Source organism: Bacteroides difficilis (assembly GCF_048319815.1).
Classification (GTDB): Bacteria; Bacteroidota; Bacteroidia; order Bacteroidales; family Bacteroidaceae; genus Bacteroides; species Bacteroides zhangwenhongii.
Genome location: NZ_CP182814.1, coordinates 1927765 through 1952252 on the forward strand (window position 1 = coordinate 1927765; position 24488 = coordinate 1952252).

General features: G+C 41.2%; 14 protein-coding genes, 2 tRNA genes, 3 rRNA genes and 3 pseudogenes. 18 read left to right on the forward strand and 4 right to left on the reverse strand.

Translation table 11 applies throughout. The features are described from left to right. Positions 1–109: 109 nt before the first annotated feature. The gene (locus tag ACNOGP_RS07140) at positions 110–3910 is read right to left on the reverse strand and encodes an NACHT domain-containing protein (RefSeq protein WP_186968554.1); all 3801 of its coding nucleotides are present in this window, start codon (positions 3908–3910) and stop codon (positions 110–112) included. Positions 3911–4143: 233 nt separating this feature from the next. Then, positions 4144–4622: pseudogene (locus ACNOGP_RS07145) on the reverse strand (hypothetical protein). A gap of 533 nt (positions 4623–5155) precedes the next feature. Between ACNOGP_RS07145 and ACNOGP_RS07150 the strand changes: the two are divergent. The 13 genes and pseudogenes from ACNOGP_RS07150 to der all read left to right on the forward strand — a co-directional run. Beyond that, a pseudogene (locus ACNOGP_RS07150) lies at positions 5156–5394 on the forward strand (Arm DNA-binding domain-containing protein); the annotation flags it as partial. Positions 5395–5433: 39 nt separating this feature from the next. Then, a complete protein-coding gene (locus tag ACNOGP_RS07155; protein ID WP_270539437.1) occupies positions 5434–5802 on the forward strand; it encodes a hypothetical protein in 369 nt (122 codons plus the stop codon). 32 nt (positions 5803–5834) lie between these two features. Beyond that, a pseudogene (locus tag ACNOGP_RS07160) lies at positions 5835–6743 on the forward strand (IS3 family transposase); the annotation flags it as partial. 1471 nt (positions 6744–8214) lie between these two features. Further along, positions 8215–9743 (forward strand): 16S ribosomal RNA (locus ACNOGP_RS07165). 232 nt (positions 9744–9975) lie between these two features. Beyond that, positions 9976–10052 (forward strand) — tRNA-Ile (locus tag ACNOGP_RS07170). Between the two features lie 35 nt (positions 10053–10087). Beyond that, positions 10088–10161 (forward strand) — tRNA-Ala (locus ACNOGP_RS07175). Positions 10162–10300: 139 nt separating this feature from the next. Then, positions 10301–13180: ribosomal RNA gene (locus tag ACNOGP_RS07180) — 23S ribosomal RNA — on the forward strand. 77 nt (positions 13181–13257) lie between these two features. Continuing rightward, positions 13258–13368, forward strand: a 5S ribosomal RNA gene (rrf, locus tag ACNOGP_RS07185). The 16S, 23S and 5S rRNA genes sit together here with 2 tRNA genes alongside, the layout of an rRNA operon. A gap of 165 nt (positions 13369–13533) precedes the next feature. Then, a complete protein-coding gene (locus tag ACNOGP_RS07190) occupies positions 13534–14121 on the forward strand; it encodes a YceD family protein (RefSeq protein ID WP_007757564.1) in 588 nt (195 codons plus the stop codon). 12 nt (positions 14122–14133) lie between these two features. Then, a complete protein-coding gene (gene rpmF / locus ACNOGP_RS07195) occupies positions 14134–14319 on the forward strand; it encodes a 50S ribosomal protein L32 (RefSeq protein WP_004296852.1) in 186 nt (61 codons plus the stop codon). An 87-nt stretch (positions 14320–14406) separates the two neighbouring features. Then, positions 14407–15411: a beta-ketoacyl-ACP synthase III gene (locus tag ACNOGP_RS07200; protein WP_007757562.1), complete on the forward strand. Its 1005-nt coding sequence runs from the start codon at positions 14407–14409 to the stop codon at positions 15409–15411. 90 nt (positions 15412–15501) lie between these two features. Further along, on the forward strand, positions 15502–16383 hold the full coding sequence (gene era / locus ACNOGP_RS07205; RefSeq protein ID WP_007757561.1) for a GTPase Era: 882 nt from the start codon (positions 15502–15504) through the stop codon (positions 16381–16383). Positions 16384–16430: 47 nt separating this feature from the next. Further along, on the forward strand, positions 16431–17744 hold the full coding sequence (gene der / locus ACNOGP_RS07210; RefSeq protein ID WP_007764253.1) for a ribosome biogenesis GTPase Der: 1314 nt from the start codon (positions 16431–16433) through the stop codon (positions 17742–17744). A gap of 175 nt (positions 17745–17919) precedes the next feature. Here the strand turns inward: der and lptB are convergent, their stop codons facing one another. Beyond that, positions 17920–18681, reverse strand: coding sequence for an LPS export ABC transporter ATP-binding protein (lptB, locus tag ACNOGP_RS07215; protein WP_004308626.1), 762 nt, complete (start codon positions 18679–18681; stop codon positions 17920–17922). Between the two features lie 75 nt (positions 18682–18756). Between lptB and ACNOGP_RS07220 the strand changes: the two genes are divergently transcribed. Together ACNOGP_RS07220 and ACNOGP_RS07225 are read left to right on the forward strand one after the other, a co-directional pair. Then, positions 18757–19500, forward strand: coding sequence for an MlaE family ABC transporter permease (locus ACNOGP_RS07220; RefSeq protein WP_007757558.1), 744 nt, complete (start codon positions 18757–18759; stop codon positions 19498–19500). Further along, complete coding sequence (locus tag ACNOGP_RS07225) at positions 19497–20267, forward strand: ABC transporter ATP-binding protein (protein ID WP_007757557.1); 771 nt, start codon at positions 19497–19499, stop codon at positions 20265–20267. The genes ACNOGP_RS07220 and ACNOGP_RS07225 overlap by 4 nt, the downstream gene beginning before the upstream one ends. Positions 20268–20344: 77 nt before the next feature. Here ACNOGP_RS07225 and ACNOGP_RS07230 read toward each other — a convergent pair whose 3' ends face one another. Beyond that, entirely contained in the window at positions 20345–20590 is a 246-nt protein-coding gene (locus tag ACNOGP_RS07230) for an RNA recognition motif domain-containing protein (protein WP_007757556.1), read from the reverse strand. Positions 20591–20987: 397 nt separating this feature from the next. Here ACNOGP_RS07230 and tig point away from each other — a divergent pair, with 397 nt between their 5' ends. The 3 genes from tig to clpX all read left to right on the forward strand — a co-directional run bounded on the left by tig (position 20988) and on the right by clpX (position 24395). Next, positions 20988–22343, forward strand: a complete 1356-nt coding sequence (tig, locus tag ACNOGP_RS07235) for a trigger factor (RefSeq protein ID WP_143868423.1) — start codon at positions 20988–20990, stop codon at positions 22341–22343. A 142-nt stretch (positions 22344–22485) separates the two neighbouring features. Continuing rightward, complete coding sequence (gene clpP / locus ACNOGP_RS07240; protein ID WP_004297164.1) at positions 22486–23148, forward strand: ATP-dependent Clp endopeptidase proteolytic subunit ClpP; 663 nt, start codon at positions 22486–22488, stop codon at positions 23146–23148. Positions 23149–23150: 2 nt separating this feature from the next. Next, on the forward strand, positions 23151–24395 hold the full coding sequence (gene clpX / locus ACNOGP_RS07245) for an ATP-dependent Clp protease ATP-binding subunit ClpX (protein WP_418214421.1): 1245 nt from the start codon (positions 23151–23153) through the stop codon (positions 24393–24395). The last annotated feature ends 93 nt before the right edge of the window (positions 24396–24488 follow it).

Here is a 24488-nt window from a genome sequence, read left to right on the forward strand (position 1 = left end):
TATCTTGGTAAGCATTCGATAAAGTACCTTATAATGAAAATATAACAGAGAAAACCGGTACTTTATCGGATGCTTACGTTTATGCCATGAAAATTGTAATATGTATTATTTAGTCAAACCAATTACAGTCTTTAGCCACTTGTCCCACTATTTTTACATTCCTATTAGCATATAGTCTACATGATTTTTCTGCAATTGATGTTATTATTCTTGGATAAGATTTAGAGTCATTCATAATATTTTGGGCTATATTAATTGGTATTGTTAATATATTTTCCTTTTGTAGCCTGAAATATCGATGAAAAATATACTCGTCATTGATATGACAATTAGAGAAAAGAAGATAATATTCTTTTATTGAATTTAGTAAATCCATGTTTTGGGTGTCATTTAAATACTTTGTAGTTAAAGACTCAAATTTAGTTTTTATGATATCTGCATTGAAAATTGTGGAGATATTATTTTCTTGATTACATATAAATTTGGAGCGTAGCTCATCTGGAAATCGAAAACTAATTAAGTATTGGATATCAAAAGGTAGGGATTTAAACTGTGTGGAGTCTATTATCTCTCTAGCTTGCGCATTTTTTATTCTCGTGTAATAAGAGGTACTCATTAAACTATTGGATAATCGTAAAATATTTTCCTTTGTGATGTGGCTGAAAGAGTTTTTGATTTCTTTAGATAAATTGATAATACTTCTTGGTGTAGCCCAGGTTAAAAAAACAAGGTAAATAAAGTCTAGGTTGTGAGATTGATTAAATTGCTCTTTCCAATAATTTAAATCTCCACTTTTTGTACGAGCGTATTTTGTTCTTTGACATAATGATAATGAAGCATCTGTTAAAGATTGATATTTTTTGCTAGGTACTTTTTTATCTTTGATACCTGAGATTATAGTGGCTAATACGTGGAAAATCCATCTGTCACTAAAAATTTCTCTCATTTTTTCTATAAGTAAGTCCCAATTATTTAAATCATTTCTCCATGCGGATAGACTTAAATTTAGATAATTAGATATTTCATCTTCTAGGTTCTTGATTAAATTATCTATTTCATCATCGGGAAAAATTTTGTTACCTAAATCATTTTTATCTTCTTCGTTGAAAAAATCATTAATTCTAAATCTATTGTGTATATATGAATTGAGGCTTTCATTAGTTGACTCTGTTTCATGTACTATACTAGCAATGATAAATGGTTGCAATAGTATAAGTAAATATTGTAACTTTGAAGTTTGTTTTTTTCTCTGAAGCATTATAGAAATTCTACCAGCTAAAATTCCATTCAATGTAATTTTTTTGATGTTAATATTATTATTGATTATATCTAATCTATTTCCGTTGATAATGATTTGAATTTTTTGTTCTTGTGAATAAGTATTTGTGTCTTGTAAGATTAGATCTGTTAATACATTGTCTTCTATTTTGTGAATAATTTGCATCCTGTATCCATATTCTAACCATTGTAATGTTCGTTCTATGGAGATATTATTCAATTCTTTTTTCCATATATCTATAATTTCTTCATGGGGATTATTATTAATTAATCCTATTAGTTCATTAGCATAATCTCGATGCGGATACTGTTTTAATTGTTCAAAACATTCTTTTATAATTTCAAGACGTCCACATTCATTGGGTAACATAATTGGTTCCTCGCTTCCATAAAAATGTCTATTTTGATTAATTATCCCATTTATATTTATGCCGTTTAATATGATTTTTACTACCTCTTTGAGGTATTTGGGATATTGAGTAAATACCCAATCGGATAGTAATTGTGATGTAAGTAATCTTGGATAATTGGTATATTTCAATAAATTGTCGTTTTGTAACTCTTTCAATTCATCTACTAGCATAGCTAGTTCGCCTTTATCAAAACATCCAGCATAAAAACGAACTACATTATTCCAATAGAAGTCTCTAGCTATAGCATTAAAGCGTTCAGGCTTAGTGCCAGAACGTTCTTTTCCTGCAGGAGAATATGGAGCTGTTTGATATAGATATTTTGCACAAAAATATTCGCGAAGAGGTTGGACTTCGAACTCATATGTTCCTTGCACTCTTGAAACCAATGCACAAACACGTTCTTGTACTGCTTGGAACAACTTATCTGCAATTTCTGTTTCATAACCTTCTTTGTGTAGATAATCTTTAATTTTCTCTATTAATATTTTGAATGTGATTGTTCCGTTGTTATTGTATAATTCAGCTTCTGAATGAAGAATCCAGGCAATATATTTATGGATATCTATTATTAAATCACGGTTTTCTCTGATTGTTTGATTTTTTTCAGATTCTCTATTGAAAAAGAGGTCAATATAACTATCATATAATGCAGTTCGTTTATTAGGTAAGGATTCTCCTCTTGTTCTTAATAAACTTATAAAAATAGCTAGTTGCATTGGACTTTTTGCAAGTTCTCTTAAATGAGAAATTTGTAATTTTTCTTCTACTAATTTTTTTATATCATTTCCTTCTCTGTTGTCGAGTTTATTGGCTTTAACCCATTTATCGACATATTCTTTGCTACATTGAGGAGTTATATCTGTTAATTCGAAATGTGGATATGTGGCGACCGGGAATCCAGTTGCATTAGAAAATGCAGCTGGACGTGATGTAATTATAACTTGTATAAGATTAGTGTTTGCTTTTAGTCTTTCTATTCCTTTGTCAATAAAGTCTATAACCTCTTGTCGTATATTAATATCCGCAATTTCGTCAAATCCATCAAAAACTATTAGTATTGGATTTTTCTTGACTATAGCAGTTAGGTCAGAAATCGTAAAATTACTGTTGGGTGAATGATATGATATATGTCCAATCATAAATGATTCTAATGATTTAGCCCAGATATGATTAAAAGTATATTCATTCAGTTGCGAATCATAAGGATTTTTTTTTTCAATCCAAGAGGCAATATGTCGTAGATCTATTTTGAATGGAATTCTTACTGGACTCTTACGAATGTCATCTGGTAGTAATTTCAGATCTTCGATTTTATTTAAGAGCTTTGCTCTGTGGACTTGACAAATATATTGGGAGATTGTTGATTTTCCTTGTCCTGGTCCTCCCTCAAGTAAGATACGTTCTATGCCATTTTGAACTTTTGAACTTAATAGAAACTTGGCAGCTCCAAAAATAACTTCTCGGTGGAATCCTCCATTAATGTTATAATATTCATTGTTGATTGTTATGTTAGCATTGTCTATAGTTTCTAGAATTCTTTTTATTTTCTTATTTTTATGGTCAAATTCTTTAATACGTACAGGAACATCTGTATATAAATCAATAAGTTTGTTTTGTAGATCTATTTGTTTGAATTTTACTTCGTTGTCTATTCTGTATTGGTCTGATAAATAGGCTTTTATTACTGCTTCTCTGAGCTCATTATTCTCATTTAGATTATAAAATATTAATGAATTTAAAATGTCTTGCCCATTAAGAATTTCGGGAAAAGACCATTTAAATATTGGATCTTTTTCAAATCTGCGTGAAATATCATCTCTCCACCAACATTGGGCAGGGATAGATATATTATTTTCTAATATTTCATTGACTTTATCTTTGGATCCATTTTCAAAATGAGCAGTTCCATCAATATTTGTTAGCAAATAATATTCTTTTGCTCCTTTGGGTATTAATCTGTTAATTTTGAGACTTTCTTCTTTTATTATTTTAGTAAGCCATTTGTGTGGGTCTGTAATAGATTTTGGATTTCTAACATATTTTACTTGAAAAACAATAAACTTTTTTTCTAGGGAATTCATGATATATACAAGAGAGTCTCGTCCACCGTCTGGTTGGCCTACAGGAAAGGCCTGCAAATTAGGAAATTCTTTTGCAATTAATGTACTGCAAAATTCTTGAAATCTTTCATCGCCCAAGTTTTCGTATAAATAGTCCATAATTAATGTGTTTGGTGTTCACAGATTGTTTTTAATGAGTCAAAATTAGTAATAATAATTATAATGTTAATTAGATTTTCAAACTTTTTTGTTATCGATCTTAAGGTATTTGATTTTCAGATAAGTCTATATTGGTTGAAATTATTAATTTGCATTACTTACTTGATAAATTGATAGTATTAATATGTAGTGATATATTTATTGCAAGAAAGATCTTAATATTATTCTAATTCTTATTTCATTTTCTTTCTCCACCTCTGAAAACCTCTCATCAAACTTTCCTCTTCCACCGACTCCGCCATATCATACTTTACCACAAATCATGCATTGACTTTATATACATCACTCCATTTTTGAACTTATTTTCCAACGGGAATGAATAAAGCTCCGCTTTCATTTCCACTTCAATTTCCTTTTCAATAATAAAGATACTGTCCTGGCCGAAATAATTATAAACTTCCGGATTCTTCCCCAGCCTTGGGCTGGGAAGAACAAAAGTGATATTTCCAGTCTCTTTCCAGGAAACGCCTTGCGGATGAGGAACAGATAATTGATGCAAGAAGTGATAAATGGGAGTGAGGTGGGAGAGGTGGATTGGAATGTGGAGCCTTGATGGTGGATTGCTGTGCGATTGAAGTTCTAAACTTTGTCCGTATCGGACATACATATACTTTGCCAGATATAGCTTAATGGTAAACGTGACTATAACCATGGGATTTGAATTTTGAATTGTTGAAATTTGTTGTATACTGATTGTCGCTTCATGCGGTAGATTCCGTCGTGTCTGTTGGAAAAACTTTCATGGGTTACGAGAACGGATTTTTAAATCGGTAAGAGGTTGAAATTTAAATGGTTACGTATGTTGGTTTTAAAGGAACGACCCGTTGCACACCGAGGAATGACCTCTTCCTTTTAAAGGAGCGGATGACTCCCTAAAATCCATAGTGCAAAGCTATGCCTAATATTCTAAATTTTCAAAATAATAAATATCGGTAATATTTATATTATGTAATGAAATATCGTAAGTTACATATATATTTAATTTATGTGTATGTATATTGGAATTATGTAACAAAAATGTCCTGATTAGTAGAACGTGTATTTTAACTATATTTATTCGATAACTATTCTTAAAGTGGAAAAACTTCTTATTCCATTTCTTGTTTCTTGCATAACAGGCGGAAAAATAGTTCTGATAAGTAAGGTGAACTTCGTACTTTTACGTCTCAAACAAAAAAACAAGATATGATAACATCAGTGAAACTTATGCTGAATAAGAGTAGGATATTGAATAATGGCAGTTACCCTTTAGTATTTCAGGTGATACACAATCGGAGAAACAATTACTGTATACAGGCTACCGGATGAAAGAAGAAGTATTTGACGAGTCGGAAAGGAAGATTATGAATGGCGTAGGTTCTACTTTTACCGCTGCAGAGGTCGTGAAAATGAACAGCGAGCTACGGAAGATGCGGAATCAGATTGTCTTGTTTTAAAAAAGGTTGACTCCTAAAATCCCAATTATGGAAAAGGATCAAACATTACGTCTGTCATCTGCCTTGGAGCGGGTGAAAATGCATCATCACATCTATGAGATGTATTATGTCAACAAAAAATCAAAAGCGGATATTTTTCAGGAAACAGGTCTTTCCCGTTCTTCTTTCTATCGAGTTCTTCGTACCTTTGAGTCCTGTAATCCCCAAATCGCTGAAGAGATGAAGAAACAAGGCAAGGATGTCACTCCGGCAGATTATGACAAGCTCAAGCAGGAAGTGGCATTATTAAAGAAGCGACTGGCAACAGAGAAGCTGCGTGCCGACTTCTATGAAGAGATGGTCAACTTCGGTAAGGAAGTATATGGCATTGACTTAAAAAAAGCTGGCACCAAGTAGTCAGCAGGCTTCACACACGCGATGTCAGGGTTTATCCTGTGACGTCGCTGTGTGGACTGCTTGGTAAGAACAAACAAGCCTATTACAAACATGTGGACACCCTGATGTCCAGACTGGCCGAAGAGGCTTTCTGCGTGGAGTATATCAGGGAAATCCGCGGTAAAGATCCCGGTATAGGTGGGGGCAAGCTATGGGAGATGTACAACAAGAAGTTTGGTAAAGATCACGGTGTGGGCTACAATCATTTCTACGACATCGTTGAGAAGTACAACCTCAAGGTACGCAAGAAGAATCGCCGCGCCCGCACCACGAACTCCGATCATGCCTATCCTACCTATCCCGACCTGACACGACGGCTCATCCCTGAGTCCTCCAACCAGTTATGGGTAAGCGATATTACCTATATACCATTCTGGACTGTACCGGAAAAGGGTCTATATGATTTCTGCTATCTGTCACTGGTTACAGATTGTTACAGCAAGGAGATTGTCGGTTACAGCGTTGGCGCAACATTGGAAACTCTATACCCGATGGAGGCTCTGGAGATGGCCCTGAGACGTATAAAGGATGTCAAAGTCCTGAAAGACTCTCTCATCCATCATTCTGACCGTGGCGTGCAATACGCCAGCTACGAATACACCGGTCGCTTGAAGAGCCTCGGCATCAAGATCAGCATGACTGAAACTGGGGATCCGAAGGACAACGCTGTGGCCGAGAGGGTAAACAATACCATCAAAAACGAACTGCTCAAGGATATGGAATTTTTCAGCATCCACGGGGTGAAAGCTGCCGTCGAAGCCGCCATAGACTTCTACAACAACGAACGGCCTCACATGAGTTTGGACGGAATGACGCCGACAGAGGCGGGCAAGCAGGTTGGAGAAATAAAAAAAAGATGGATCAGTTACCGCGAGAAAGCCATCAAAGAGGTTGCAACTTAGGGAAATATCACTAACTTTGCATTGACCCACAAAGAATGTCCTACACAACCGCAGGGAGAGAGGAATCATACCCTAAGATAATCTCCTCGCTATTGTTTGATATTTTTTAAAGTCAACCTTAATAGCAAATAGCGAAAAAGAGCGTCAACTTGTAATAAAAATAAGTATTAACTGAGTCAACCGACTTTGAAAATAAGCCTTAAAGTGGTCAACTAAAAACATTAAACCACAATGTGTCTTTAGTTTCCCCCGCTTGAAACTTTTGTTTCTCCTGCTTGAAACTTTGGTTTCATCTGCCTGAAACTTTAGTTTCCCCTGCTTGAACCTTTAGTTTCATTTGCTTGAACTTCTAGTTTCCTGTGGTGAAACTACATTTTCTGTTACTTGAAACTGTCTGTTCTACCGCTCTCTTTCGGCTCTTGATACTTGCTTTTCAGTCATTACTACCTGTCTTCTCAGTCATTACTACCTGTCTTCTCAGTCATTAATAGCCTATGTATTGAGTATTAACACCCTGTACATAGGTTGTTAATATCCTATATGTGAGTTATTAATATCCTATATATTGGTTATTCCTATCCCGTATTTAGCCTGTTAATATCCTGTATATCTATTGTTTATTGTTCCCCTTCATCGTCTTCCGTCGGGTGATAGGCGGGTGATAGGTGACAGGTGTGGTGATAGGTTGACAGCAACCTATCACCATGCCTTAAACCCCGATGAACAGGGACGCTTATGATTACAGGTGATAGGTGATAGAGGAAAGTGCGAAAAACTTCTGTGTATATCCGTCCTGCCCGCTTCCTTCTTTTCCCCCTTCGTGCGCACACATACGCACGCATGAATATAATAATGTGCCTTTCCTTCCAGCCTTTTTCCCCGCCCCATCCATTCTTTAAAAAAATGTCCCGTCACTTGGTTATGTTTCAGCGGTTTATCTTTTCCTTTCCAAAAAACTTCAAAAAAACAGTGGAATATATTTGGAGTATATCCGAAAAGCGAGTACTTTTGCACCCGCTTTCCAGGAGAGGAGAGCCTTGCGGAATTGACATGATGACAAAGCGTAGGACCGCCTAACTATAAGAACAAAAAAACTCCTGAAAAGTTTGGATCATAATAAATAAAGTTCTTATCTTTGCAGTCCGATTCGCAAAGAGACGCGGTTTAGCGTTTTTCGTTTTCGTCCCTTCTTTCCCTTTCGCCAAGAGAGCCTGAGAAACGAACCGAAAAAGAAAAAACGAAAAAAACTTCCGAAAAGTTTGGCAGTTAAAATAAAACCCCTTACCTTTGCACCCGCTTTTGAAAACGAAGCGCAAGTTCTTTGAAATATTGATAAACAATACAAGTAGTACAAGTTAAAATAGAACCGTCAATGCTTATATAATATAGGTATAGGTAATAGAGTCAATAAATTGTACGGCATCCTGAACAGAGCAAAACGCTATCCTATGGGATAGATGAAAATACTTTTACAATGAAGAGTTTGATCCTGGCTCAGGATGAACGCTAGCTACAGGCTTAACACATGCAAGTCGAGGGGCAGCATTTCAGTTTGCTTGCAAACTGGAGATGGCGACCGGCGCACGGGTGAGTAACACGTATCCAACCTGCCGATAACTCCGGGATAGCCTTTCGAAAGAAAGATTAATACCGGATGGCATATGATTATCGCATGATAATCATATTAAAGAATTTCGGTTATCGATGGGGATGCGTTCCATTAGTTTGTTGGCGGGGTAACGGCCCACCAAGACTTCGATGGATAGGGGTTCTGAGAGGAAGGTCCCCCACATTGGAACTGAGACACGGTCCAAACTCCTACGGGAGGCAGCAGTGAGGAATATTGGTCAATGGACGGGAGTCTGAACCAGCCAAGTAGCGTGAAGGATGACTGCCCTATGGGTTGTAAACTTCTTTTATACGGGAATAAAGTTATCCACGTGTGGATTTTTGTATGTACCGTATGAATAAGGATCGGCTAACTCCGTGCCAGCAGCCGCGGTAATACGGAGGATCCGAGCGTTATCCGGATTTATTGGGTTTAAAGGGAGCGTAGGTGGACAGTTAAGTCAGTTGTGAAAGTTTGCGGCTCAACCGTAAAATTGCAGTTGATACTGGCTGTCTTGAGTACAGTAGAGGTGGGCGGAATTCGTGGTGTAGCGGTGAAATGCTTAGATATCACGAAGAACTCCGATTGCGAAGGCAGCTCACTGGACTGCAACTGACACTGATGCTCGAAAGTGTGGGTATCAAACAGGATTAGATACCCTGGTAGTCCACACAGTAAACGATGAATACTCGCTGTTTGCGATACACGGTAAGCGGCCAAGCGAAAGCGTTAAGTATTCCACCTGGGGAGTACGCCGGCAACGGTGAAACTCAAAGGAATTGACGGGGGCCCGCACAAGCGGAGGAACATGTGGTTTAATTCGATGATACGCGAGGAACCTTACCCGGGCTTAAATTGCATTTGAATAATCAAGAAATTGGTTAGTCGTAAGACAAATGTGAAGGTGCTGCATGGTTGTCGTCAGCTCGTGCCGTGAGGTGTCGGCTTAAGTGCCATAACGAGCGCAACCCTTATCTTCAGTTACTAACAGGTCATGCTGAGGACTCTGGAGAGACTGCCGTCGTAAGATGTGAGGAAGGTGGGGATGACGTCAAATCAGCACGGCCCTTACGTCCGGGGCTACACACGTGTTACAATGGGGGGTACAGAAGGCAGCTACACGGCGACGTGATGCCAATCCCAAAAACCTCTCTCAGTTCGGATCGAAGTCTGCAACCCGACTTCGTGAAGCTGGATTCGCTAGTAATCGCGCATCAGCCATGGCGCGGTGAATACGTTCCCGGGCCTTGTACACACCGCCCGTCAAGCCATGAAAGCCGGGGGTACCTGAAGTACGTAACCGCGAGGAGCGTCCTAGGGTAAAACTGGTAATTGGGGCTAAGTCGTAACAAGGTAGCCGTACCGGAAGGTGCGGCTGGAACACCTCCTTTCTGGAGCGATGCCGTAATAAGTTGAGAGTTGAGAGTTGAGAGCCAGGAGTTTACTCCCATTATCTGGACTTGCTTTCTCACTGAAAAAAATGATGACTTTAAAGGTTCTGTTTTTGTACTACTGGTACTTGTTTATTTATAGATATAGATCAACCATCTATAGAATTATAGATAGAGATAAACAAGAGAAAAAGAAGCCGAGTCTAACTCAACAGGTAGACAAGGTTGAACTAGTCCTATAGCTCAGTTGGTTAGAGCGCTACACTGATAATGTAGAGGTCGGCAGTTCAACTCTGCCTGGGACTACCAAACTCAAGAACGACAGTAATTCTTGATAACCTCTTGGGGGATTAGCTCAGCTGGCTAGAGCATCTGCCTTGCACGCAGAGGGTCAACGGTTCGAATCCGTTATTCTCCACGATCTCTGAAAAGAGAAACGATCTTTGACATGATGATACAAAAAGTAAAATTTTAGTAAGAGCTAAAAGTATATATCGAACCGTACGTTTCCGGTATGCGGACTAGCAATAGTCTAATATACAGGGAAGTCAGTTTGAAAGAAAGTAAGCAAGGGCGCATGGCGGATGCCTTGGCTCTCGGAGGCGATGAAGGACGTGATAAGCTGCGATAAGCTTCGGGTAGGTGCAAATAACCTTTGATCCGAAGATTTCCGAATGGGATAACCCGACATTCTGAAGGAATGTCATCCATCCTGGATGGAGGCTAACACAGGGAACTGAAACATCTTAGTACCTGTAGGAAAAGAAAATAATAATGATTCCCCAAGTAGTGGCGAGCGAACGGGGATTAGCCCAAACCAATGTTGTTACGGCAATATTGGGGTTGTAGGACCACGACATCGCAAGAACTTTAGTGAGAAGAACCCTTTGGAAAATGGGACCATAGACGGTGATAGTCCGGTATTCGAAGCTAAACGAAGCGTAGTGGTATCCTGAGTAGCGCGGGACACGAGGAATCTTGCGTGAATCTGCCGGGACCATCCGGTAAGGCTAAATACTCCCGAGAGACCGATAGCGAACCAGTACTGTGAAGGAAAGGTGAAAAGCACTTCGAACAGAAGAGTGAAATAGTCCCTGAAACCATGCGCCTACAAGCGGTCGGAGCTGCGTAAGCAGTGACGGCGTGCCTTTTGCATAATGAACCTACGAGTTACTTTTTCCGGCAAGGTTAAGCATTTTAAAATGTGTAGCCGAAGCGAAAGCGAGTCTGAACAGGGCGACCAGTCGGAAGGAGTAGACGCGAAACCAAGTGATCTACCCTTGGTCAGGTTGAAGGTTAGGTAACACTAACTGGAGGACCGAACCGATAAGCGTTGAAAAGCTTCCGGATGAACTGAGGGTGGGGGTGAAAGGCTAATCAAACTTGGAGATAGCTCGTACTCCCCGAAATGCATTTAGGTGCAGCCTTGTGAGTTACTAATGTGAGGTAGAGCGACTGATAAGATGCGAGGGCTTCACCGCCTATCAAGTCTTGATAAACTCCGAATGCGCATTAGTCCTATCACAGGAGTGAGGGCATGGGTGCTAAGGTCCATGTCCTAAAGGAGAAGAATCCGGACCATCAGCTAAGGTCCCCAAATAGATACTAAGTTGAACTAACGAAGTCAGATTGCTAAGACAGCTAGGATGTTGGCTTGGAAGCAGCCATTCATTTAAAGAGTGCGTAACAGCTCACTAGTCGAGGAGTTTGGCGTGGATAATAATCGGGCATTAAGTATCTTACCGAAGCTATGGGATGTGTAAACATCGGTAGGGGAGCATTCCACTCTGCGTCGAAGGTGAGGCGTGAGCCTTGCTGGAGCGTGTGGAAAAGCAAATGTAGGTATAAGTAACGATAAAGGGGGTGAGAAACCCCCTCGCCGAAAGACTAAGGTTTCCTGATCAACGCTAATCGGATCAGGGTTAGTCGGGTCCTAAGGCTCAGCCGAAGGGTGAGGCCGATGGCAGAACAGGTTAATATTCCTGTACTACCTTAAGGAGTGACGTGGAGACGGAGGAGTGACAGCGCCGCGGACTGACGGAATAGTCCGTTGAAGGGTGTAGATGTTGATTATCCCAGGCAAATCCAGGATAAGAGTCGAACCTGATAGTATACCAAATTCCTCGGAATAAGGTAATAGTGCGTGTAAACATACTCCCAAGAAAATCCGCTAAACTTAATCCTTGAGGTACCCGTACCGCAAACGGACACACGTAGTCGGGTTGAATATACTAAGGCGCTTGAGTGATTCACGGTTAAGGAACTAGGCAAATTGACCCTGTAACTTCGGGATAAAGGGTCCCAACGAGAGTTGGGCGCAGAGAATAGGTCCAGGCAACTGTTTAACAAAAACACAGGGCTGTGCCAAATTGAAAAATTACGTATACAGCCTGACACCTGCCCGGTGCTGGAAGGTTAAGAGGAGATGTCATCGCAAGAGAAGCATTGAATTGAAGCCCCAGTAAACGGCGGCCGTAACTATAACGGTCCTAAGGTAGCGAAATTCCTTGTCGGGTAAGTTCCGACCTGCACGAATGGTGTAATGATCTGGACACTGTCTCAACCGTGAGCTCAGTGAAATTGTAGTATCGGTGAAGATGCCGATTACCCGCGATGGGACGAAAAGACCCCGTGAACCTTTACTATAGCTTAACATTGAATTTGGGTAATTGATGTGTAGGATAGGCCGGAGACTTTGAAGCGCAGACGCCAGTTTGTGTGGAGTCGCTGTTGAAATACGGCCCTTTGATTATTTGAGTTCTAACTCGTAGAAACGAGGACACTGTTTGGTGGGTAGTTTGACTGGGGTGGTCGCCTCCAAAAGTGTAACGGAGGCTTCTAAAGGTGCCCTCAGGACGATTGGTAACCGTCCGCAGAGTGTAATGGCATAAGGGCGCTTGACTGGGAGACATACAAGTCGATCAGGTAGGAAACTAGAGCATAGTGATCCGGTGTTTCCGCATGGAAGGGACATCGCTCAAAGGATAAAAGGTACTCCGGGGATAACAGGCTGATCCCTCCCAAGAGCTCATATCGACGGAGGGGTTTGGCACCTCGATGTCGGCTCGTCACATCCTGGGGCTGGAGAAGGTCCCAAGGGTTGGGCTGTTCGCCCATTAAAGTGGCACGCGAGCTGGGTTCAGAACGTCGTGAGACAGTTCGGTCTCTATCTATCGTGGGCGTATGAAATTTGCGTGGCTCTGACACTAGTACGAGAGGACCGTGTTGGACTGACCTCTGGTTTACCAGTTGTGCCGCCAGGTGCATTGCTGGGTATCTAAGTCGGGATTGGATAAGTGCTGAAAGCATCTAAGTACGAAGCCAGCCACAAGATTAGATTTCTTAGGGTCGTCAAAGACGATGACGTTGATAGGATGCAGGTGTAAAGGTGGTAACATCAAAGCCGAGCATTACTAATTGCCCGTTCACTTTCTTTCGGACATGTACCGGTTGGGTATATACGTTTAGCTTTCTAGACACTGAAATTTTACTTTTCATCATGTCATACCCTTATTCAGGTGGTTATAGCACGAGGGTTCCACCTCTTCCCATTCCGAACAGAGAAGTTAAGCCTCGTCACGCCGATGGTACTGCGTAACAGTGGGAGAGTAGGTAGCCGCCGTTTTTGAAGAAGCCTCGCTTGTCTATTGGACGGGCGAGGCTTTCTGTTTTTCTTCATAATACCTATTAAAAAAGTGAATATTTACTGATAATTTGTATGTTATGAGGATATTTATTTGTATCTTTGTCGCCCGAATTGTAAGCTAACGATTTTAAAAAGAGAGAAGCTTTGGGAAAATTTGATAAATATAAAATTGACTTGAAAGGTATGCAGGCAGACTCTGCTAAGTATGAGTTTGTGTTGGATAACCTTTACTTCGCTCACATTGATGGTCCTGAAGTTCAGAAAGGAAAGGTGAATGTTACATTGACCGTAAAAAGAACCTCTCGTGCTTTCGAGCTGAGTTTTCAGACAGATGGAATGGTATGGGTACCATGCGACCGTTGTTTGGATGATATGGAGTTGCCTATCAGCTCTTCTGATAAGCTGATGGTGAAATTTGGACATGAATATGCGGAAGAGGGAGATAACCTTATCGTGATTCCCGAAGAGGAAGGAGAAATCAATGTAGCATGGTTCATGTATGAGTTTATTGCGCTCGCTATTCCGATGAAGCATATACATGCTCCCGGTAAGTGCAATAAAGCAATGACTAGTAAATTGAATAAGCATTTGAAGACAAATGCGAATGAGGATAGCGATGTAGATGACAGCTTCGATGCAGGTGGTGGCGAAGACATCGTAATAGAGGAAGAAGTGGAGGAACAAATCGATCCTCGCTGGAATGAATTAAAAAAAATATTAGATAATAATTAAAGTTTTAAGAAAATGGCACATCCTAAGAGAAGACAATCAAGTACGAGACAAGCGAAGAGAAGAACTCACGATAAGGCGGTAGCTCCTACATTGGCTATCTGTCCGAATTGCGGTGAATGGCATGTTTACCACACTGTATGTGGCGCTTGCGGTTATTACAGAGGTAAGCTCGCTATCGAGAAAGAAGCAGCTGTATAATTAGTACAGTCATACTGAAAACAGCCTGAGGGTAAATCTCTCCGGCTGCTTTAAGTATTATAGTATTGCTAATTTAAAATAGGTTTGATGGAAAAAATAAATGCAGTAATCACAGGAGTCGGCGGATACGTTCCGGATTATATCTTGACTAACGATGAGATATCAAAGATGGTGGATACCAACGACGAATGGATTATGACTCGTATTGGAGTAAAAGAAAGACACATTCTGAATGAGGAAGGATTAGGTAGTTCGTATATGGCGCGTAAGGCTGCCAAACAGTTGATGAAAAAAACTGGCGCCAATCCTGATGATATTGATTTGGTTGTTGTTGCTACTAGTACTCCTGACTATCACTTCCCTTCTACAGCTTCTATTCTTTGCGATAAACTCGGACTGAAAAATGCATTCGCTTTCGACTTGCAGGCTGCTTGTAGCGGTTTTCTCTATTTGATGGAGACGGCTGCGAATTTTATTCGTTCGGGAAGATATAAGAAAATTATCATCGTCGGTGCCGATAAGATGTCGTCGATGGTCAACTATACAGATCGTGCTACCTGTCCTATCTTTGGTGACGGTGCTGCCGCTTTTATGGTGGAGCCGACTACGGAAGATGTGGGTATTATGGATTCGATACTGAGAACGGATGGTAAAGGATTGCCTTTCCTACACATGAAAGCCGGCGGGTCGGTTTGTCCTCCGTCTTATTTCACAGTAGACAATAAAATGCACTATCTGCATCAGGAAGGAAGAACAGTGTTCAAATATGCTGTTTCCAGTATGTCGGATGTTTCTGCCGCAATCGCGGAAAAGAATGGACTGACAAAAGATAATATCGACTGGATTGTGCCGCATCAGGCAAATGTCCGTATTATCGAGGCGGTAGCCCATCGCATGGAAGTGCCGATGGATAAAGTGCTGGTAAATATCGAACATTACGGTAACACTAGTGCCGGTACGCTTCCTTTGTGTATTTGGGATTTTGAGGATAAACTCAAGAAAGGCGATAACATCATCTTCACTGCATTCGGCGCCGGATTTACATGGGGTGCGGTATACGTGAAGTGGGGTTATGACGGAAAGAAGGAATAAGTAACAAAAGTTACTGAACTATAACACTCAAAAACGCATCCTATTTCGATTCGATGCGTTTTTTTGTCTCAACCAATAAAATGAAGAGAAATGCATAAAGCTGGTTTTGTGAACATCGTAGGAAATCCGAATGTCGGAAAATCGACATTAATGAATGCTTTGGTGGGTGAACGTATTTCGATCGCTACCTTCAAAGCGCAGACTACTCGTCACCGGATTATGGGAATCTATAATACGGATGAGATGCAGATAGTTTTTTCTGATACTCCGGGAGTATTGAAACCTAATTACAAACTTCAGGAGTCTATGTTGAACTTTTCTACTTCGGCATTGACGGATGCGGATATCTTGCTTTATGTGACGGATGTGGTAGAGACGCCGGATAAGAATAATGAGTTTATGGCAAAGGTGCGTCAGATGACGGTGCCTGTATTGTTGCTCATTAACAAGATTGACCTTACTGACCAGGAGAAGCTGGTCAAGTTGGTGGAGGATTGGAAGGAACTGCTTCCGCAGGCCGAGATTATTCCGATTTCTGCAGCTTCTAAGTTCAACGTGGATTACGTGATGAAGAGGATCAAGGAATTGTTGCCGGATTCCCCTCCTTATTTCGGGAAGGACCAGTGGACGGACAAACCTGCCCGTTTCTTTGTGAACGAGATTATCCGGGAAAAGATTTTGTTGTATTACGACAAGGAGATTCCCTATTCGGTAGAGGTGGCTGTGGAAGAATTCAAGGAAGAAGCCAAGAAAATTCATATACGGGCAGTCATCTATGTGGAACGTGAATCGCAGAAGGGAATTATCATCGGCAAACAGGGAAAGGCGTTGAAGAAGGTTGCTACTGAGGCTCGCCGTGAACTGGAGCGTTTCTTCGGAAAGACAATCTTCTTGGAGACGTATGTGAAAGTTGATAAGGATTGGCGCAGTTCGGATAAAGAGTTGCGTAATTTTGGTTATCAGTTAGATTAAGAGTATTCATGCGACTGTGATAGTCGTGAAAAACAAGGTATTGAACTATGGGAAATTTAGTTGCAATTGTAGGACGCCCCAATGTGGGCAAGTCTACCTTATTTAACCGTCTGACGAAGACTCGTCAGGCTATTGTGAATGAAACTGCGGGGACGACCCGCGACAGACAATATGGTAAGTCCGAGTGGCTGGGCCGTGAGTTTTCGGTGGTGGACACCGGAGGATGGGTGGTAAACTCGGATGATATCTTTGAAGAAGAGATTCGTAAACAAGTATTGCTGGCTGTAGAAGAAGCGGATGTTATTCTGTTTGTAGTGGATGTGATGAACGGAGTGACTGATTTGGATATGCAGGTAGCGGCTATCTTGCGCCGTGCGAAAAGTCCGGTGATAATGGTTGCCAACAAGACGGATAATCATGAGTTACAATATAATGCTCCGGAATTCTATAAACTGGGATTGGGGGATCCGTATTGTGTTTCTGCCATAACGGGAAGTGGAACTGGTGATTTGATGGATTTGATTGTCAGCAAATTCAAGAAAGAAACGTCGGAGATTCTGGATGATGATATTCCCCGTTTTGCAGTGGTAGGCCGTCCGAACGCCGGTAAGTCTTCTATTGTGAATGCTTTTATCGGTGAAGACCGTAATATCGTGACAGAGATTGCGGGAACGACCCGCGATTCTATTTATACCCGTTACAATAAGTTCGGCTTTGATTTTTATCTGGTAGATACGGCCGGTATCCGTAAAAAGAGCAAGGTCAATGAGGATTTGGAATATTACTCGGTTATTCGTTCTATTCGTGCCATCGAAGGTTCGGATGTGTGTATTCTAATGCTGGATGCTACAAGAGGTATAGAAAGCCAGGACTTGAATATCTTCTCTTTGATTCAGAAGAACCAGAAAGGGCTGGTAGTTGTAATTAATAAATGGGATTTGGTGGAGGATAAATCAGTGAAAGTACAGAAAACATTTGAGGAAGCTGTCCGTTCGCGTTTTGCCCCGTTTGTCGATTTCCCGATTATTTTTGCTTCGGCACTGACTAAACAACGTATTCTGAAAGTGCTTGAAGAAGCCCGTAACGTATACGAGAACCGTACAACAAAGATACCGACCGCCCGTCTGAATGAAGAAATGCTTCCGTTGATCGAGGCATATCCACCTCCTTCAAATAAAGGTAAGTATATCAAGATTAAATATATCACACAGTTGCCGAATACGCAAGTACCTTCATTTGTCTATTTTGCCAACTTGCCTCAGTACGTGAAGGAGCCTTACAAACGTTTCTTGGAAAACAAAATGCGCGAAAAGTGGAATCTGACAGGTACACCGATTAATATCTATATCCGTCAGAAATAAGACTCACCACAGAGGACACAGAGGACGCAGAGGTTTAATATAAAAAGCAACCGATTCATGAAGAGTCGGTTGCTTTTTTATGATTGGAGATCTGAGATATTCACCGAATCATCTTTGATTATTTCGGATAAATCCATTATTTCCCTCTGTGTCCTCTGCGTCCTCTGTGGTGAACCTATTTTTCCAATTGGAAATCTTTGCGGCGTAGTACGAAACTATTACTCAAATACTTTTCACGCACAATCTGGTTCTCCGACAATTCTTCCGGCGTGCCTTGAAAAAGAATCTTTCCTTCAAACAGTAGATAGGCGCGGTCGGTAATGCTAAGTGTTTCCTGTACGTTATGGTCGGTAATCAGGATACCGATATTTTTATCTTTCAGTTTCCATACAATCTGTTGGATGTCTTCTACGGCAATCGGGTCGACACCGGCAAATGGTTCGTCAAGCATGATGAATTTAGGGTCAATGGCAAGGCAACGTGCGATTTCCGTACGACGGCGTTCGCCACCGGACAGCTGGTTACCCTTGTTCTTGCGCACCTTTTGCAGACGGAATTCCGCTATCAGACTTTCGAGCTTTTCCTTCTGATACTCTTTAGGCTTGTTGGTCATCTCGAGCACAGCAGCAATATTGTCTTCCACACTCATCTGGCGGAATACGGAGGCTTCCTGTGCAAGGTATCCGATTCCCGTTTGTGCCCGTTTGTAAACCGGATATTTGGTAATCTCCAAGTCGTCGAGGAAGATACGGCCTTCATTAGGGGTAATCAACCCGACGGTCATATAGAATGAAGTCGTCTTACCGGCACCGTTCGGTCCCAGCAAACCTACAATCTCACCTTGCTTCACATTGATGGAAACGTGGCTTACAACGGTCCGTTTACCGTACTTCTTAACCAGGTCTTCCGTGCGGAGCACCATCTTGCTTTCTTCCATATTCTAGTTATTTTGCGGCAAATGTAGTAAAAATAAGCTGAAATAATGTACATTTGCAGACAAATAGTGTGAGTTATGATAAAAGCATTGAGAACCGTCGGAAGATATTTTATGCTGATGGGGCGGACTTTTTCCCGTCCCGAGCGGATGCGTATGTTTTTCCGGCAATACCTAAACGAGTTGGAGCAGCTAGGTGTAAACTCCATCGGTATCGTGCTGCTGATTTCGTTTTTCATCGGCGCGGTGATTACCATTCAGATTAAGTTGAATATCGAAAGTCCGTGGATGCCCCGTTGGACAGTGGGATACGTGACACGTGAGATTATGTTGTTGGAGTTTTCTTCTTCTATCATGTGTCTGATTCTTGCGGGAAAGGTCGGATCGAATATTGCTTCGGAGCTGGGAACCATGCGGGTGACACAGCAGATCGACGCGCTTGAAATCATGGGAGTCAACTCGGCCAATTATCTGATATTGCCTAAAATTACGGCAATGGTGACTGTTATTCCTATATTGGTGACGTTCAGTATTTTTGCCGGGATTATCGGCGCTTTTTGTACCTGTTGGTTTGCCGGTGTGATGAATGCCGTCGATCTGGAATATGGTTTGCAATATATGTTTAACGAATGGTTTATCTGGGCGGGTATCATCAAATCTCTCTTCTTCGCCTTTATCATTGCAAGTGTATCCGCTTTCTTCGGATATACGGTGGACGGCGGCTCGATTGCTGTGGGAAAAGCCTCGACGGATTCCGTAGTATCCAGCAGTGTGTTGATTCTGTTTGCGGACTTGGTATTAACTAAACTTTTGATGGGATGATTGATATTAAAGGACTTTATAAATCATTTGATGATAAAACAGTATTGAGTGATATCAATGCAACTTTTGAGAACGGAAAGACGAACTTGATTATCGGTCAGAGTGGTTCCGGAAAGACGGTGTTGATGAAATGTATTGTGGGGTTGCTCACACCGGAGAAAGGGGAGGTTTTGTATGACGGACGTAACCTTGTGCTGATGGGGAAGAAAGAGAAAAAGATGCTTCGCAAGGAGATGGGAATGATCTTCCAAAGTGCGGCTCTTTTCGATTCCATGTCGGTGTTGGATAATGTGATGTTTCCTTTGAATATGTTTAGCAACGATACGTTGCGCGATCGTACCAAACGGGCTATGTTCTGCCTGGATCGTGTCAACCTGTCCGAAGCGAAGGACAAGTATCCCGGAGAAATCAGTGGAGGTATGCAGAAACGTGTAGCTATTGCACGTGCTATTTCTTTGAATCCGCAATATTTGTTCTGCGACGAGCCGAACTCGGGACTAGACCCGAAAACCTCATTGGTGATTGATGACTTGATTCATGACATCACTCAGGAATATAATATGACCACCATTATTAATACGCATGACATGAATTCCGTTTTGGGAATCGGCGAGAAGGTGATTTATATTTATGAAGGTCACAAGGAGTGGGAAGGGACGAAAGACGATATCTTCACTTCTACCAACGAACGTCTGAATAACTTTATTTTCGCCTCCGACTTGCTTCGTAAGGTGAAGGAGCTGGAAGTACAGAATATGGAAGGCTGATTGTATATAGGCAATAAAAAAACTTCTGTCATCGGGTGGCAGAAGTTTCTTTTTTCTTAGCTATGTAGCGTCGGCATTTAAGCTTTAGGTCTAGCTTCTTTAACTACCATGGTGCGGCCCATGTACTCAGCTCCGTTCAATTCAGCGATAGCTTTAGCAGCTGCAGCATCGTCTTCCATTTCGATGAAAGCGAATCCTTTGGATTTACCGGTTTCACGGTCCATAATAACTTTGACTGATGATACTGCTCCGTAATCTTCCATCACTTGTTGCAGATCTCCTTCCTTAACGCGGTAGTTAAGGTTTCCAACATAAATGTTCATAATGAAAATGATAAAAAATAAATAAATGAATAAAACTCTCTGGATAGATGGTTACTAATAAAAGGATTAAAACGACAGAGAGTTTACAAATGCGTTTTTAGAACGGAAGTAAAAACCTTGTAATCAAATCGAGAAACTAATGGTCCATCAATCCGCAGCAAAGAAAAGCATAATTTTTGGATTGACCATCTTTTTGTAGGTTTAATTTGTGAAAAATGAGAAAAAAAGATACCGGAGGTTTCAAAGAAGCCCTCTGTGTCAGTGAATTGTTGCACGGGTATTCCAAATAGATACGAAATAAATCTGCAATGTCTTTTGAAATTTAAAAGATTAGCACTAATTTTGCACCCTCATTTAAGGATAGAACAAAGTATAAATCAAATAAATAATTGTCAGAATGAACGTTTCATTACAAAACATTGACAAAGTAAGCGCCGAGCTTACTGTGAAGCTTGAGAAAGCCGACTATCAGGAGAAAGTAGACAAAGAGTTGAGAACGCTCCGCCAAAAGGTAGATATGCCGGGATTCCGTAAAGGTATGGTTCCTGCAAGTCTTGTTAAAAAGATGTATGGCAAGTCTGTAATTGCCGAGGTAGTGAATAAGACACTGCAAGAGGCTGTTTACAATTATATCAAAGAAAATAAGGTGAATATGTTGGGCGAACCGTTGCCTAACGAAGAAAAGCAACAGAATATTGATTTCGATACAATGGATGAATTCGATTTCGTGTTCGACATTGCTTTGGCACCTGAATTCAAGGCAGAAGTAAGTGCTAAGGATAAGGTAGATTATTATACGATTGAAGTATCTGACGAGATGATCGACAACCAGGTGAAGATGTATACTCAACGCACCGGTAAATACGATACAGTAGATACTTATCAGGATAATGATATGCTGAAAGGTCTGTTGGCTCAGTTGGACGAAGAAGGCAATACGAAAGAAGGCGGCATTCAGGTAGAAGGTGCGGTTATGATGCCTTCTTATATGAAGAATGACGAACAGAAAGCTATCTTCGCTAATGCAAAAGTAAACGATGTATTGGTATTCAATCCGAACGTTGCTTTTGACGGAAACGAGACGGAACTGGGTTCTTTGCTGAAAATCGACAAGAATATTGCTAAGGATGTGAAATCCAACTTCAGCTTCCAGGTAGAAGAAATCACTCGCTTTGTTGCTGGTGAATTGAATCAGGAACTGTTCGATCAGGCTTTCGGTGAGGGTGTTGTGAAGACAGAAGAAGAATTCCGTGCTAAGATTAAGGAAGAAATCGCAGCAAGATTCGTTGCTGACAGCGATTATAAGTTCTTGATCGATGTTCGCAAGATGATGATGGAGAAAGTGGGTAAGCTGGAATTCCCGGATGCACTGCTGAAACGCATCATGTTGCTGAACAACGAAGAAAAGGGAGAAGAATATGTTGCTGAGAACTATGATAAGAGCATTGAGGAGTTGACTTGGCATTTGATTAAGGAACAGTTGGTAGAGGCTAACGATATCAAGGTGGAGCAGGAAGATGTTCTGAAAGTAGCAAAAGATACAACGAAGGCACAGTTCGCCCAATATGGCATGTTGTCTGTTCCTGATGATGTACTCGACAACTACGTACAGGAGATGTTGAAGAAGAAAGAAACCGTAAACAACCTGGTGAGCCGCGTTGTGGAAGTGAAGTTGGCTGCTGCCTTGAAAGCACAGGTAACTTTGGAAAACAAGAACGTTTCTATCGAAGAATTCAATAAGATGTTTGAATAATCATTCGGTTGAACCGAACATAAAGTCACAGAAACACAGAGTTTTTATAGAATTATAACTCTGTGTTTTTTTGTGTCTCTGTATTCTTTTTCGTTTCTTTGCGCTTACATTTATTTTAAATTTATAGAAAGGAACAATTAATATGGATGATTTTAGAAAATACGCAACCAAGCATTTAGGAATGAATGGCATGGTATTGGATGATGTGATTAAATCGCAGGCCGGGTATTTGAATCCTTATATTCTGGAAGAGAGACAGTTGAATGTAACTCAACTCGACGTTTTCTCCCGTTTGATGATGGACCGCATCATTTTCTTAGGTACACAAGTGGATGATTATACAGCCAATACGCTTCAGGCACAGTTGCTGTATCTGGATTCCGTTGATCCGGGCAAGGATATTTCAATTTATATCAATTCACCGGGTGGAAGTGTATATGCCGGATTAGGTATTTATGATACCATGCAGTTTATATCAAGCGATGTCGCTACGATTTGTACGGGTATGGCGGCTTCAATGGCAGCTGTATTGCTGGTAGCCGGTGCCGAAGGCAAGCGTTCTGCGTTGCCTCATTCACGCGTGATGATTCATCAACCGATGGGAGGCGCACAGGGACAGGCTTCGGACATTGAAATCACAGCTCGTGAAATTCAGAAATTGAAGAAGGAACTTTATACGATCATCGCCGATCATTCGCATACTGATTTCGATAAAGTATGGGCGGACTCAGACCGTGACTACTGGATGACAGCTCAGGAAGCGAAAGAATACGGTATGATTGATGAGGTATTGATTAAGAAATAAAAATGGCTGATTCAAAGACAAAGAAAAGATGTAGCTTTTGCGGCAGGTCGGAGAATGAAGTCGGACTCCTGATTACCGGGATGAATGGCTACATCTGCGACAGTTGCGCTACTCAGGCTTACGAGATAACTCAGGAGGCTTTGGGAGAGAGTAAAAAAAGTGCCGGAGCTACCAAGCTTAATTTAAAAGAACTCCCCAAACCGGTAGAAATCAAGAAATTCCTCGACCAGTATGTGATTGGACAGGATGACGCGAAGCGTTTCCTTTCCGTGTCGGTCTACAACCATTATAAGCGCCTGCTGCAGAAAGATAGCGGCGATGATGTGGAGATTGAGAAATCTAATATCATTATGGTGGGTAGTACAGGAACAGGAAAGACGTTGTTGGCACGTACCATTGCCAAGTTGTTGCACGTGCCGTTTACGATTGTGGATGCTACGGTATTGACGGAAGCCGGTTATGTGGGCGAAGATATTGAAAGTATTTTAACCCGTCTGCTTCAGGTGGCAGATTATAATGTACCCGAAGCGGAACAGGGGATCGTGTTTATCGATGAGATTGACAAGATAGCCCGTAAAGGGGACAACCCTTCTATTACTCGCGATGTGAGTGGTGAAGGTGTACAGCAGGGATTGCTGAAATTGCTTGAGGGCTCGGTGGTGAATGTCCCTCCTCAGGGAGGTCGTAAGCATCCTGACCAGAAGATGATTCCGGTAAATACCAAGAATATCCTCTTTATCTGTGGCGGTGCTTTTGACGGTATCGAGAAGAAAATCGCTCAACGGTTGAATACGCACGTCGTAGGTTATACGGCTTCACAAAAAACAGCGACGGTAGACAGGAACAACATGATGCAATATATCGCTCCTCAGGATTTGAAGTCATTCGGGCTGATTCCCGAAATTATCGGACGTCTTCCGGTGCTGACTTATCTGAATCCGTTAGATCGTGATGCGCTTCGTGCTATCCTTACCGAACCCAAGAACTCAATCATCAAACAGTATATCAAGTTGTTTGAGATGGATGGTATTAAACTTACATTCGAGAAGTCTGTTTTCGAGTATATCGTCGACAAGGCTGTGGAATATAAGTTGGGTGCCCGCGGATTGCGCTCTATTGTGGAAACAATCATGATGGATGTCATGTTTGAAATCCCTTCAGAGAACAAGAAAACGTATGAGGTGACGCTGGAATATGCAAAAAGCCAACTGGAAAAAGCGAATATGGCACGATTGCAAACGGCTTAAAATCAGAACGTAAGGTAACTGGAATTGATTGTTTCTGTTTTTTCTTGAAAATATTAGTCACTTTTTGCTTGGTAATTACGAAGTTGTTTATAA

What these genes read in the sequence shown, in the direction of transcription:
- lptB (WP_004308626.1), bottom strand. Translation starts at nt 18,681, where the DNA reads ATGGAAGAAAGCAAGATGGTGCTCCGCACGGAAGACCTGGTTAAGAAG.
- ACNOGP_RS07200 (WP_007757562.1), top strand. Translation starts at nt 14,407, where the DNA reads ATGGAAAAAATAAATGCAGTAATCACAGGAGTCGGCGGATACGTTCCG.
- ACNOGP_RS07140 (WP_186968554.1), bottom strand. Translation starts at nt 3,910, where the DNA reads ATGGACTATTTATACGAAAACTTGGGCGATGAAAGATTTCAAGAATTT.
- era (WP_007757561.1), top strand. Translation starts at nt 15,502, where the DNA reads ATGCATAAAGCTGGTTTTGTGAACATCGTAGGAAATCCGAATGTCGGA.
- tig (WP_143868423.1), top strand. Translation starts at nt 20,988, where the DNA reads ATGAACGTTTCATTACAAAACATTGACAAAGTAAGCGCCGAGCTTACT.
- ACNOGP_RS07225 (WP_007757557.1), top strand. Translation starts at nt 19,497, where the DNA reads ATGATTGATATTAAAGGACTTTATAAATCATTTGATGATAAAACAGTA.
- ACNOGP_RS07230 (WP_007757556.1), bottom strand. Translation starts at nt 20,590, where the DNA reads ATGAACATTTATGTTGGAAACCTTAACTACCGCGTTAAGGAAGGAGAT.
- ACNOGP_RS07220 (WP_007757558.1), top strand. Translation starts at nt 18,757, where the DNA reads ATGATAAAAGCATTGAGAACCGTCGGAAGATATTTTATGCTGATGGGG.
- ACNOGP_RS07155 (WP_270539437.1), top strand. Translation starts at nt 5,434, where the DNA reads ATGGAAAAGGATCAAACATTACGTCTGTCATCTGCCTTGGAGCGGGTG.
- der (WP_007764253.1), top strand. Translation starts at nt 16,431, where the DNA reads ATGGGAAATTTAGTTGCAATTGTAGGACGCCCCAATGTGGGCAAGTCT.
- clpX (WP_418214421.1), top strand. Translation starts at nt 23,151, where the DNA reads ATGGCTGATTCAAAGACAAAGAAAAGATGTAGCTTTTGCGGCAGGTCG.
- clpP (WP_004297164.1), top strand. Translation starts at nt 22,486, where the DNA reads ATGGATGATTTTAGAAAATACGCAACCAAGCATTTAGGAATGAATGGC.
- rpmF (WP_004296852.1), top strand. Translation starts at nt 14,134, where the DNA reads ATGGCACATCCTAAGAGAAGACAATCAAGTACGAGACAAGCGAAGAGA.